A 12321-nucleotide genomic window follows, 5' to 3' on the forward strand; every position below is an offset into this window, starting at 1 on the left:
CTCACTTCTCCACGCGACGCGCGTTGGGCGGCAGCTTCACCTCGAGCGCCTCGCCCTTGGGCTTGGCACCCTCACCGCGGCGCACGACCACCCGCTCGAGGAGCTTCTCCCACTCCTTGCCGGCGGTCGGCTCCATCGCGGGACGGCCCATCATGGTGGCGCGCAGCATCCAGCGCGGGCCGTTGACGCCGATGATGCGGGTCTGCTGGACGGCCGGCTGGCCGTCAGGCAGCTTGACCTTCATCTGGGTGATCAGCTCGGTGCCCCACGGGCCCTCCAGGTCGGCGGTCGCACCGCCGCGCTGCTGGACGTCCTCGCGCAGCATCGGCAGCGACTCGGTCCACAGGTCGCCGTTGCGGGGCGCCGCGAAGGCGCGCAACTCCATGGCGCCGTCCTCGGCGGTCAGCATCACGGCCGCGATCTGCCCGGACTTCTCGTCCACCTGCAGGCGGAGCTCCTTGCCCGGCGCGGGGGCGAGCATCATCGACCCGAGGTCGACCCAGTCGCCGGTGATCAGACCGTCGGGGACGGAGTCGATGTCGAACGGCCCGACCTCGGGAGCCGCCGGCACCGGCCGCTCGGGGGCCATCGGCCCGTCCTCGACCGGTGCAGATGGCTCTCCCCGGTGGGAGGGCGTGGACTTGCGACGGAACTTCACGACCATCTGCTTTCAGGTTGCGGTGATTCTCTGAGGAGACTTATCTAACACTGATCCCTCAGCGGTTGGAGAAGCCCCCTGTAGAACCGTATCCCCCATCTCCACGAACGGAGTCGGGCAATTCGGAGACCTCGACGAACCGAGCCTGCTCGACGCGCTGGATCACCAGCTGGGCGATCCGGTCGCCGCGGCGCAGCTCGATCGCCTCGACAGGGTCCAGGTTGATCAGCGCCACCTTCACCTCGCCGCGGTATCCCGCGTCGACTGTGCCGGGGGCGTTGACGATGGACAGGCCGTGCTTGGCGGCCAGCCCGGAGCGCGGGTGCACCAGGCCGACATACCCCTCCGGCAGCGCCATCGCGATCCCGGTCGGCACCAGGGCGCGCTCCCCCGGCTTCAGGCTCACGTCCACGGTCGTCCGCAGGTCGGCTCCGGCGTCGCCCGGGTGGGCGTACACAGGTGGCGGCAGCTCGGCGTCGAGACGGACCAGGGCTACTTCGAGATCAGACACAACCCGCACCTTAGATGCTCTTCGGCTCACCCGATTCGTGACTCCCTTGACCGACGTGAAAAACTCACGATTCGTGAGCACCCCGGCGTACGACGAGCGACTGACCGTGCCGCTGCGGTGGTGGGTCCAGGGCGTCATGTTCCTGGCGACCCTGTGGATCGCTGTCATCCTGTGGGTTCCGGCCGCGCTCGCCTGGGGCATCACCGCGGCGATCGGCGGCCTGTTCGCGCTGGCCATGATCGTCTTCGGCAACGCCAGGATCACGATCGCCGACGGCGTCCTGCGCGCCGGGCCCGCCCGGATCGAGGCGCGCTTCCTCGGCGAGGCGGTCGCTCTCGACGAGACCGAGGCACATCACCTGGCGGGGCGCGACGCCGATGCCAGGGCGTACCTGCTTCTTCGTCCCTACCTCAAGCGCGCGGTGCGGGTCACGATCGACGACCCGGCCGACCCGGCGCCCTACTGGCTGCTCTTCACCCGGCACCCGGTGGCGCTCGCGAAGACGGTCAACGCACTCCGAGCGAGTCTCTGAGCGGCAACCTCCCGGCCATGGCCTAGGCTCGAGGTATGTCCAAGTCCACCAAGGCTGACAAAGCCGACAAGGCTGACAAGGTCTGGGCGATCATGGCCCTCGTCAGCGGAATCGGGGCCGCCAAGGTCACGAACAAGGTCCTCTCCACCGGCTGGAAGGCGTCCACTGGACGCAAGCCACCGGCGAACCCCGCCGACCCCGACGTACGCCTCGTGGAGGCCGTGCTCTGGTCGGCTGCGACCGGCGCCACCGTCGCGCTCGCGCGGATGTTCGCCCAGCGGCGTGCGGCCAACTACTACGTCAAGTCGGTCGGTCGGCTGCCCAAGCAGCTGGAGCGGGACGAGCGCTGAGTCAGCAGATCTGAGATAGCAAAGAAGGCCGTACGGAATCCGTGCGGCCTTCTCCTCTTTTCCCGGCTTGCGTCGGGCTTTCCGCCGAGTCGGCGCGTTTGTACAGAGCGCTTGCCAGCGCAAGCTGTACAAACCCGCCGACTCGGCGGCTTTCAACTGCGCTTACGCGCAGTCGAAGCAGATCATCTTCTTCTCGTCAGCCAGCTGGCTGCGGTGGTGGACCAGGAAGCAGCTCATACAGGTGAACTCGTCCTCCTGCTTCGGCTTGACCTCGACCGCCAGCTCCTCGTGGCTGAGGTCGGCTCCCGGGAGCTCGAACGACTCGGCCGCCTCGGCCTCGTCCTCGTCAACCTTGCCCGAGTTCTTGTCGTGACGACGAGCCTTGAGCTCTTCGATGCTCTCCTCGGACTGGTCCTCTTCATTTTTACGCGGTGCGTCGTAGTCCGTCGCCATATGCGCCACTCCCCTTCTTACTCATCTTCAGTCCCCCCGCGCGCCCCCGAGGGCAGCGGCACGGCCCGTGATTGTGCACCATCAACGCGGATTTCGCACACTCAACCGGATCCGCGTCGCCGAAACGTTCTGTCATCTGGCGGTATTCCCTATCACGGGTATAGATGAGCAGTGAGTTTCGGGTGGGTGAACGCGGCTGTACCGACGGGGCTCCGGGACCTTCCCGGCCCCCGGCCGGTCATAGATCTACATCAACCAGCGGCTTTCAGTCGGGTACGACACCCGGGAGCGAGTCAACTGGCAGAAAACCGGCCTGAACAGCCGCTTTCCGTAGTTCATCGTAGCCGTGGGCTGGTGCGACGATCACGAACCGGCGACCGCCGATGCCGGTCGTCGCCTCCCAACGAGCACCGGCGGCTTCCGCGACCAGGCCGGCCGCGGCATGGTCCCACAGGTGCAGCCCCTCTTCGAGGTAGCCGTCGAGGGTTCCCTCGGCCACCCCGCAGATGTCCAGAGCCGCCGAGCCGATGCGACGAACGTCACGTACGACCGGCAGGAACCGGACCAGTGCTTCGGCCTGAACCCGGCGGAGCTCGGCGTCGTAGGAGAACCCGGTGGCGATCAGCCGCTGCCCGAGCCCGGCGGGCTGACGTACGCTGATGGGCTCGCCGTTCTTGACCGCGGCGACCGATCCGTCGGGCTGCCGGAAGGCGGCGTAGAGGGTGCCGCGGGGCACGTCCACGACCGCACCGGCGACGACCTCGCCGGCGTACTCGGCCGCGATCGAGACCGCGTAGCTCGGAAGGCCGTAGAGGAAGTTGACGGTGCCGTCGATCGGGTCGACGATCCAGCGAACCCCGCTGGTGCCCATCGTCTCCTCGCCCTCCTCACCGAAGAAGGCGTCCTCCGGACGCTCCTGGGAGATCAGCCGCCGGATCAGCGCCTCGGTGTCCCGGTCTGCCTCGGTGACCACATCGGTCACGGTCGACTTCGTGGCCGCCACCTCGACCACGCCGGCGGCCCGCTCGCGAACGAGATCGGCGGCCGCGCGGGCGGTCGCCACCGCGAGCGCGAGCAGGTCTCCGGACTTGGGGGCGGGCTGAGCCGGCGCTGGATGCTCTGTCATGGGGCCGACCCTATGCCGCGGCCGATCAGCTGATCACTCGGAGTACTGGGGCGAGTCCTCTCCGGACAGGGTCGGCAGCTGCGAGCGCTGGTTGAAGCAGCAGCCCGCGGGGCAGCGGTCGGGCCCGGGGCCCAGGTCACCCACGGTAGGCCGCTCAGGGGCCTGCCCACGCTCCGCAGCGGCACGTTCGAGGAGCAGCTCGCGTACGGCAGCGACGAAGCGCGGGTCCTCTCCCGCGGTCGGGCTGCGGCGGGCGTGGATCCCGAGCTTCTCGGCGGTGGCCATGGCCTCGGTGTCGAGGTCGTAGACGACCTCCATGTGGTCGGAGACGAAGCCGACCGGGCACATCACGACAGCGGTGACATTCTTGCTCGCCAGGTCCTCGAGGTGGTCGTTCACGTCGGGCTCGAGCCAGGGGATGTGCGGGGCGCCGGAGCGGCTGCAGTAGACGAGGTCCCACTCGTGGGTGACCCCGCGCCGCTGCGCGACCTGCTCGGCGATCACCTCGGCGACGTCGAGGTGCTGGGCGACGTACGCGTTGCCGTCGGGGCCGGCGTTGTCGTTCATCGAGGTCGGGATCGAGTGGGTCACGAAGAGGATCCGCGCGCCATCACGCTCGTCCTCGGGCAGGTCCTCGAGGGAGGCGAGCACACCGTCGACGACGGGTGCCACGAAGCCCGGGTGGTTGTAGTAGCGCCGCAGCTTGTCGAGCACCGGCGCGCTCTCGACGTCGCCGCTCCTGTCGCACGCCTCGAAGAGGTTCTCGCGGTACTGCCGGCACGAGGAGTAGGACGAGTAGGCGCTGGTCGCGAAGACCGCCGCCCGCTTGATCCCGTCGGCCCGCATCTGCGCGACCGTGTCGCTCAGGTAGGGATCCCAGTTGCGGTTGCCCCAGTAGACCGGCAGGTCGATCCCGTTCTCCGCCAGGTCGCTGCGCAGCGCCGCCAGGAAGGCCCGGTTCTGGTCGTTGATCGGCGACTTCCCGCCGCGATCGAAGTAGTGCTGCCCCACCTCGACCAGCCGCTCCCGCGGGATCCCCCGCCCCCGGGTCACGTTCTCCAGGAACGGCACCACGTCCTCGGTCTTCTCCGGCCCCCCGAAAGAGACGAACAGCAGAGCATCGTAGGGAGAGACATCCACCCGCTCATGCTATTTCACCAGGTACGCCACCGACGAAACGGCCACGTCCGGCGCGGTCATCCGCCTCTGCTCGCTGGACCCGCGTACCAGAGCCGGGTGGCCAACTCTTGGTTGTCTCGCTGGATCTGGTGCTGCAGGCGTGGGTAGAGCCTCGAGGACGTCAGCCGCACCGTCGCACGACCAGCAGCATCGCGGCAACGTACCCACTGCCAGGCCCAGGACGGCTCGACGACGGTGAGATCCGACCAGGGAATCACCCGTGAACCCAACGGACCAGACAGCCGCAGCCCCTCGGCATCGATCTCCAACCGGGATCGGGAGGCCAGGTACCACAGCGTGAAGATGACAGCACCTGCGACGAAGAGGATCCCCATCACGGGGCCCAGCGAGAACGCGACCACGCCGCGGGATGCGAGGAACATCACCGTCCAGATCGCCATTCCCCACGCAAGCCCGACGCCGAGATGGACCGCCCACGATCGTCCGACGAAGGCGACCACCTTCTCTTGCTTCTGCACGCGCTGACCCTAGCCATCCCAGTGATCGGTGTCCTCGGAACGCAAGACCTCGCCGAGGCGTCAGAAATCGGGCGCCAAGAGTCGATTCTCCGCGCCCGGGAATCGACTTCTCGGCGTCAGAAACTGACGTCTCGGCGTTATTCGACGACGGATGAGTAGGCGACTACGCCTCGCTTGATCAGGTCCATGGTCTGCCTTGCGGTGCGGCGGAGGGGGGTGTCGCCGGCGGCGTCGGCGACCTGGCCGCAGAGGTCGATGAGCTGCTTGACCCAGCGGACGAAGTCGCCGGCGGCGAGCTCGACCTCGCTGAGGACGTCGTCGAGCTCGTCGCCCTCGGCCCACCGGTAGGCGGCCCAGGCGAAGCCGAGGTCGGGCTGGCGGAGGAAGTCGAGCTTGTGGTCGCGCTCGAGGGCGTCGAGCTGGCCCCACAGCCGTACGGTCTCGGCGATGACGTCCTTGACCCGGCCGCCGGGGAGGCGGGGCGGGGTGGCGTCGTCGGCGCGACGGGCCTCGTAGACCAGCACCGAGAGGGCAGCGGCGAGCTCGGAGGGGGTCAGGTCGTCCCAGAGGCCTTCGCGGAGCGCCTCGGCAGCGACCAGGTCCATCTCGGAGTAGAGCCGCATCAGGTGGGTGCCGCGCTCGGTGACCGTCTCACCCTCGAGGTAGTCGAGCGCGACCAGCACCTCGCAGACCCGGTCGAAGGTGCGAGCCACCGTGTTGGTGCGCGCTTCCACCCGGCGGCGCAGCGTGTCGGTGTCGCGCGACAGCTTGAACCAGCGCTCGGCCCAGCGGGCGTGGTCCTCGCGGTCGGGGCAGTCGTGGCAGGGGTGCATCTTCAGCTCGCGCCGCAGCGCGGAGATCTGGGTCTCGGCCGAGCTCTTGCGCTCCTTGCGGGCGGTCGGCGAACCCTCATACGGCACCGGTCGCAGGTCGCGGGTCTTCTCCCGCAGCCGGGAGGCCATGTCGCGGCGCATCTGCGGGTTGCGGCCGTTGAACGACTTCGGCACCCGCAGCCGGGTCTGGGCGACGATCGGCACGTTGAAGTCCATCATCGCCAGGCGCCGGGCCTGCCGGTCCTGGGTGATCACGTAGGGACGCGGCCCTTCGGGGTCGAAGCCCGGGTCGACGACGACGGCATAGCCGGCGAACTTGCCCGTCGGCACGTCGATCACGTCACCGATCTTCAGCTTCGAGAGCGACTCGATGATCTCGTCGCGTCGGTCGGCACGCCGCTCGCGGGAGGAGGACTTCTCGACGTCGGAGATCTTGCGGCGGATCGCGGCGTACTCCATGAAGTCACCGCGGTCACACGTCGCCGCCTCCTGGTAACCGTCGAGCGCGTCCTCCGCCTTCCTCACCTGGCGGGCCAGCCCGACGACCGCCTTGTCGGCCTGGAACTGAGCGAACGACTGCTCCAGCAGCTCGCGCGAGCGCGCCCGGCCAAACTGGTGCACCAGGTTGACCGCCATGTTGTACGACGGCCTGAAGCTCGACCGCAGCGGATAGGTGCGCGTCGATGCGAGGCCAGCGAGCTCGCGCGGGTTGAGCCCCTGCTGCCAGAGCACGACGCCGTGGCCCTCGACGTCGAGGCCGCGACGGCCGGCACGGCCGACGAGCTGGGTGTACTCCCCCGGCGAGAGGTTGACGTGGGCCTCGCCGTTCCACTTCGAGAGCTTCTCGATGACCACCGTGCGGGCGGGCATGTTGATGCCCAGCGCGAGGGTCTCGGTGGCGAAGACAGCCTTCACCAGGCCGCGCAGGAACAGCTCCTCGACGACCTGCTTGAACGCCGGCAGCAGCCCGGCGTGGTGGGCGGCGACGCCGCGGGAGAGGCCGTCGATCCAGTCGTGGTAGCCGAGGACGTGCCGGTCCTCGTCGGGCAGGTCGGCGCAGGCCTCCTCGACGTAGGCGAAGATCTCGTCGCGCTCGTCGGGCGTGGTCAGCCGCAGGTTGGCCTGGATGCACTGGCCGACCGCGGCGTCGCAGCCGACCCGGGAGAAGACGAAGTTGATCGCGGGGAGCAGGTTGTCACGCTGCAGGGCAGTGATGACCTCCACGCGCGACGGGATCCAGACCCGCCTCCCGTTGCCCACGCGCCGGTTGCCCCCAGAAGAGTCACGGCCCTTGCGCTTGTCCTTGGGCGTACGCCGGTCGGTCATCCGTCCGGCCGCCCAGTCGTCGCGCGCCAGCCTCATCAGCTCGCCGTTGACCGGGGCGCCCTCCTTGACGAACCCGGCCGCCGCGTCGACGTCGGAGGAGGCGAACAGATCCATGATCCGCCGGCCGGCCATCACGTGCTGGTAGAGCGGAACCGGCCGCTTCTCCTCGATGATCGTGGTGGTCTCACCACGCACCGTGGTGAGCCACTCTCCGAACTCCTCGGCGTTGGAGACGGTCGCGCTCAGCGAGACGACCGAGACCGACTCGGGCAGGTGGATGATGACCTCCTCCCAGACCGCGCCGCGGGAGCGGTCGGCGAGGTAGTGGACCTCGTCCATGACCACGAACCCGAGTCCCATCAGGGTCTGCGAGCCCGCGTAGAGCATGTTGCGCAGCACCTCGGTGGTCATCACCACGACCGGCGCCTCGCCGTTGACGACGTTGTCGCCGGTCAGCAGGCCGACCTGGTCGGGGCCGTAGCGCTTGACCAGGTCGTTGTACTTCTGGTTGGAGAGCGCCTTGATCGGGGTCGTGTAAAACGCCTTGCGGCCGGTCGCGAGCGCCAGGTGGATGGCGAACTCACCGACGATCGTCTTGCCCGACCCGGTCGGCGCGGCGACCAGAACGCCCTTGCCTTGTTCGATCTCCTTGCACGCCTCGACCTGGAAGTCGTCGAGCCCGAAGTCGTAGAGCGAGGCAAAGTCCCGGAAGACGGGGAAGTCCTTGTCACGCTTGAAAGCGGCGTACTTCTCCGCTGGCGAGGCGTCCATGGCCCCGAGCCTATCGACCGACACCGACAATCAGGCGCGCGGTGGCACCAGTACGCCGAGAGCGGACGGCACGCACTCGACGTCGAGCGGCAGCGGCCCGAGGCGCTCCCCGTCGCTGTAGGCGATCACACCGGGAGCCGAGGCCTTGATCCGGCGTGCGCGGATGCGTTCGAAGGCCGGATGGGTGAGGTGCTTGGCCTGGCGTACGCCCGGGAAGACGCGCAGGAACTCCAGCCGCGAGACCGGCTTGATGAGGATGGCGTCCAGCAGGCCGTCGGCTGGGTCGCAGTCCGCCGCGATCCGCAGGCCTCCCCCGTACGACTCGGTGTTGGCGATCGCCAGCAGCATCGCCTCCTGCTCGCGGACCGCGGTCGCGCCGGTCGCGTCCTCGATCTCGAGCCGGTAGGGCACCGGCTTCCAGCTGCGGATCACCGACAGCGCGGCGAGCGTGTAGCGAAGGTCGCCGTGGGGCCACCTCATCGCGTTGGCCCGCTCGTTGACCGCTGCGTCGAACCCGGCCGCCAGGACGGTCGCGAACCAGGTGTCCCCGCTGCGACCCAGGTCGATGCGACGGGGGTGGTTGCGTACGACCACGTCGGCGGCCGCCAGCGGGTCTCCGGCCGGGATCCCGAGCGCCCGCGCGAAATCGTTGCCCGTCCCGAGCGGGACGACGCCGAGGCTGACCTCGGTCTCGGCCAGTGCCTGGACCGCGACGTGGACCATGCCGTCGCCGCCGAGGGTCACGACCGTGTCGACCCCGTCGGCCGCCGCCTTCCGGGCCAGCTCGAGAGCATGCTCGGCGTCGTCGCCGATCAGGTGCTCGACCGTGGCCCCCGAGGCCACCAGCCTCGCGGTGACCGCATCGAGGATCTGGTCGGCGTGGCCACGGCCGGCGGTGGGATTGGCGAGCAGGGCGATCTGGCGCGTCACCCGGTGAAGACTAGTGGTCAGATCACCGACGGGACGTCAGGATCCCCGATCATGTCCTTGCGCTTGCTGGCCTTCCGCTTGTCGTGCGCCCGGGCGATGACCTCGGAGATCCCGAAGAGAACGACCATCGGGCCCGCCATGATCGTCATCGTGAACGGGTCACCCGACGGCGTCGCGACGGCGGCGAAGACGAAGGAGCCGACGATGATCCAGGCGCGATACTTGCCCAGGGCGGCACCGGGCAGGACCCCGATCCGGTTGAGCAGGATCACGAAGACCGGGATCTCGAAGGCGATGCCGAAGACCAGCAGCGTACGGCTCAGGAAGCTGAGGTATTCGCTGAACTCGACGATGTTCGTCAGGCCGTCAGGGACGAAGGCGAACAGGATCTCCAGGCCCTTGGGCAAGGTGACGTAGCCGAGCAGGACACCGAGGAGGAAGAGCGGGCCGGCGACGGCCACGAAGATCCTCGACATCTTCTTCTCGTGGGCGTGCAGGCCGGGCATCAGGAACGCCCAGATCTGGTAGAGCCAGATCGGCGCGGTGCCGATGAACGCGGCCAGGCCGCACAGCTTCAGGTAGAGCATGAAGCCGCCTGCGGCGCCGTTGACGGAGCTCAGCGAGGCGGCGCCGCCCTCCTGGTCCATCATCTTGACGGCCTGGAGGTACGGGTCCATGACCAGGTCGAAGAGCTGCTCGAAGAAGAACAGCGCGACGACGAACCCGACGACCAGGGCCAGGGATGCCTTGATCACCCGCGCGCGGAGCTCACGCAGGTGGTCGGAGAGCGCCATCCGGCCGTCGTCGCCGATGGGGTGCTTGGGGGTGCCGCTGAAGATCGCGACAACACCGGCGATGGACAAGGTCGGCCTCAGTTGCCGGAGAGGCGCTCGCGCTCGGCCTTGATCTCGGCCTCACGACGCTCGAGCTCGGCGATCCGCTCCTGCTCGGAGGCGGTCAGCTCGGCCGGCTTCTCGGCCTTGTCGCCCTTCTCCTTCTCGTCCTCGTCGCGAAGCCCCTTGGTCTCGGTCTTGAAGATACGCAGCGCCTGACCGGTGCCGCGGGCGAGCTCAGGAAGCTTGGCGGCGCCGAAGACGAGGATGACGATCGCCAAGATGATGAGCCACTCGGCTCCCTGCGGCATACCGATCAATGGAGTGAACATGAACTACCTCATCTACGTCTAGGGGGAACGCCAGAAGTCTACGCGCCCGTACGGTACAGGCCGAGTGCCTGCCGCGCAGACGCGGCAAACGATTCAGTGAACTCTTCCTGCTCGATCATCTCGGCGTAGGGCGCGAGCCGGAGCAGGAAGCGGGTGAGCCAGCGCTGGTCGTAGACCCGCAGCCCCACCTCGAGCCCGCCGTCGGGCAGCTCGACCGGGTCGATCACCGAGTAGTACTCACCGACCCAGCGGGCCTCCGGAGCCAGCCGCACCCGGACGACCGTGCCGTAGTCCGTACGCTCCAGCAACCCGGCCGCGTCCTCGGCGCTCGCGCCGTCCTCCGGGTCGGTGGCCACCGGGGTGTCGAGCACCTCGGCGCCTCTGATCCGGTCGAGGCGGAAGCTGCGCGGCGCCTCGGCGGTGTGACACCAGGCGTCGAGATACTCGATGTCGCGGATCGAGACCAGCGCGCGCGGATCGATGACCCGCGAGGACTCCTCGTCGCGTGCCGGGACCCAGTAGTCGATGCGTACCTGGCGGCCCTGGTCGATCGCGGTCGCGATCGCGGCATGGATCTGGACGAGCGAGGTGTCGACCAGCTCCTCGCCGGGGTCGACGCGCGCCGCGGCGCCCTCGGCGGCCGCCTGCTCGAGCTTGGCCAGCGTACGGTCGACGACCTCCTTCGTCTCCGCGCTCACCGCTCCGCCGCGCAGCGCGCGCAGCGCGACGATCACGGCGGTGGCCTCGATCGGGGTCAGCCGCAGCTGGCGGTCGAGGTAGTCGGCGTTGGAGATCCGGATGACCCGGTCGCCGTCGGGCTCGGTCAGCGCGTCGATGTCGACGTCGATCAGGTCGTCGGGATAGCCGCCGGGCAGGCCGCACATGAAGAGCACCTGCAGATCCTTGACCAGCTGCTTCTCCTCGACGCCGAGGTCGGCGGCCGCCTTGTCGAGGCGTACGTCGTCCTCTTGGGAGTAGAGGTAGGGCACCAACGTCAGCAGACGCCCGACCTGGCCCTTGGCACCGCTCGCACCCGTCGCACTCATCCTGCGGCTCCGTCCAGGCGCGCGACCAGCTGCTCCAGCCGCGTCCCGACCTCGCGGCGCAGGTCGTCGGGCTCCTCGACGTAGGCGTCGGGGCCGTGCCCCAGCACCGCCCCGACCAGGTCGGCCGGGACCCGGGTCAGCACGACGCGGTCCCAGTCGTCGCTGCCGTCGGGTCCCGTCACCCCGGACTCGGTGGAGTCGGCCGCCCTGCGGAGGGTGTAGCCGCTCCCCTGCCGCAGCAGCAGGACGGCCTTCCCCGTAGGCGGTGCCGGCGCCAGAGTCCGTGCGATATCGCGTACGTCCACCTCGCCCGGCACCTCGAAGGCATCGAACTCGCCGGCCGCCCGAGCCTCCCCCAGGACGCGGGAGAGCCGGAAGATGCGGGTGTCGTCGCGGTCGACGTCGTGGCCGACGGCGTACCAGCGGCCCGAGTAGCGCACCACGCCCCACGGCTGCAGCCGTCGATGGGAGGGCTCGGCCGCCCGCGACCCGCGGTAGTCGAACTCGACGATCTGCCGGTCCTGGGTCGCGGCCACGAAGACGTCGAAGGAGCCCTCCTCCGCGGCCAGCCGGGGCTGGACGATCTCCAGCGCCGAGACGTCGGTCTCGAGCCCGGCGGCGTTGAGCTTGCGTACGGCCTCCGTGGTCGCCTCCGCCATCGAGGCGTTCTCCCAGACCCTGGTGGCCAGGGCGACCACGGCGAGCTCGTCGGCCTCGAGGGTGATCGGCGGCAGCGCGAACTGCTCGGGGCTGACCCGGTAACCGATCTCGTCCTCGAAGAAGGAGTCGATCACCCCGGTCTCGATCGGCACACCGAGGCTGCGCAGCTCCTCCTTGTCGCGCTCGAACATCTTCTCGAACGCCTCACCGTGGGACGACGGGTAGAGGACCTCGCGGATCCGCTCCTTCGACACGTTGTCACGCTGCACGAGCAGCATGATGAGCAGGTTCATCAACCGCTC

The 12321-nt window shown here is 68.9% G+C and carries 14 protein-coding genes; 2 read left to right on the forward strand and 12 right to left on the reverse strand.

Translation table 11 applies throughout. From position 1 onward, the window contains the following. Position 1 precedes the first annotated feature (1 nt). Positions 2-664, reverse strand: coding sequence for a DUF3710 domain-containing protein (locus ABZY89_RS04175; RefSeq protein ID WP_355224878.1), 663 nt, complete (start codon positions 662-664; stop codon positions 2-4). A gap of 52 nt (positions 665-716) precedes the next feature. After that, entirely contained in the window at positions 717-1169 is a 453-nt protein-coding gene (gene dut / locus ABZY89_RS04180; RefSeq protein WP_355224879.1) for a dUTP diphosphatase, read from the reverse strand. A 73-nt stretch (positions 1170-1242) separates the two neighbouring features. Between dut and ABZY89_RS04185 the strand changes: the two genes are divergently transcribed. Both ABZY89_RS04185 and ABZY89_RS04190 read left to right on the forward strand, forming a co-directional pair. Further along, the gene (locus tag ABZY89_RS04185) at positions 1243-1701 is read left to right on the forward strand and encodes a DUF3093 domain-containing protein (protein WP_091041378.1); all 459 of its coding nucleotides are present in this window, start codon (positions 1243-1245) and stop codon (positions 1699-1701) included. 35 nt (positions 1702-1736) lie between these two features. Continuing rightward, positions 1737-2051 (forward strand): DUF4235 domain-containing protein, encoded by a 315-nt coding sequence (locus ABZY89_RS04190; RefSeq protein ID WP_355224881.1) that lies wholly within the window; start codon positions 1737-1739, stop codon positions 2049-2051. Positions 2052-2213: 162 nt separating this feature from the next. Here ABZY89_RS04190 and ABZY89_RS04195 read toward each other — a convergent pair whose 3' ends face one another. The 10 genes from ABZY89_RS04195 to ABZY89_RS04240 form a co-directional block, all read right to left on the reverse strand. Then, entirely contained in the window at positions 2214-2504 is a 291-nt protein-coding gene (locus ABZY89_RS04195; protein WP_040755057.1) for a DUF4193 domain-containing protein, read from the reverse strand. 265 nt (positions 2505-2769) lie between these two features. Further along, a complete protein-coding gene (locus ABZY89_RS04200) occupies positions 2770-3630 on the reverse strand; it encodes an inositol monophosphatase family protein (protein WP_355224883.1) in 861 nt (286 codons plus the stop codon). 33 nt (positions 3631-3663) lie between these two features. Then, entirely contained in the window at positions 3664-4770 is a 1107-nt protein-coding gene (locus ABZY89_RS04205) for a ferrochelatase (RefSeq protein ID WP_355224884.1), read from the reverse strand. A gap of 56 nt (positions 4771-4826) precedes the next feature. Beyond that, entirely contained in the window at positions 4827-5288 is a 462-nt protein-coding gene (locus ABZY89_RS04210; RefSeq protein ID WP_355224886.1) for a PH domain-containing protein, read from the reverse strand. 137 nt (positions 5289-5425) lie between these two features. Beyond that, positions 5426-8218, reverse strand: a complete 2793-nt coding sequence (locus ABZY89_RS04215; protein WP_355224887.1) for a DEAD/DEAH box helicase — start codon at positions 8216-8218, stop codon at positions 5426-5428. Between the two features lie 30 nt (positions 8219-8248). After that, positions 8249-9148 (reverse strand): YegS/Rv2252/BmrU family lipid kinase, encoded by a 900-nt coding sequence (locus ABZY89_RS04220; protein ID WP_355224889.1) that lies wholly within the window; start codon positions 9146-9148, stop codon positions 8249-8251. Positions 9149-9165: 17 nt separating this feature from the next. Beyond that, on the reverse strand, positions 9166-10011 hold the full coding sequence (gene tatC / locus ABZY89_RS04225) for a twin-arginine translocase subunit TatC (RefSeq protein ID WP_355224891.1): 846 nt from the start codon (positions 10009-10011) through the stop codon (positions 9166-9168). A gap of 8 nt (positions 10012-10019) precedes the next feature. Continuing rightward, positions 10020-10313 (reverse strand): twin-arginine translocase TatA/TatE family subunit, encoded by a 294-nt coding sequence (gene tatA / locus ABZY89_RS04230; RefSeq protein ID WP_141804833.1) that lies wholly within the window; start codon positions 10311-10313, stop codon positions 10020-10022. Between the two features lie 38 nt (positions 10314-10351). Further along, complete coding sequence (locus tag ABZY89_RS04235; protein WP_355224892.1) at positions 10352-11359, reverse strand: WYL domain-containing protein; 1008 nt, start codon at positions 11357-11359, stop codon at positions 10352-10354. Further along, positions 11356-12312: a WYL domain-containing protein gene (locus ABZY89_RS04240; protein ID WP_355224894.1), complete on the reverse strand. Its 957-nt coding sequence runs from the start codon at positions 12310-12312 to the stop codon at positions 11356-11358. Before ABZY89_RS04240 ends, ABZY89_RS04235 begins: the two co-directional genes overlap by 4 nt. Positions 12313-12321: the final 9 nt, after the last annotated feature.

The organism is Nocardioides sp. NPDC006303, from assembly GCF_040613175.1.
In the GTDB taxonomy this organism is placed as follows: domain Bacteria; phylum Actinomycetota; class Actinomycetes; order Propionibacteriales; family Nocardioidaceae; genus Nocardioides.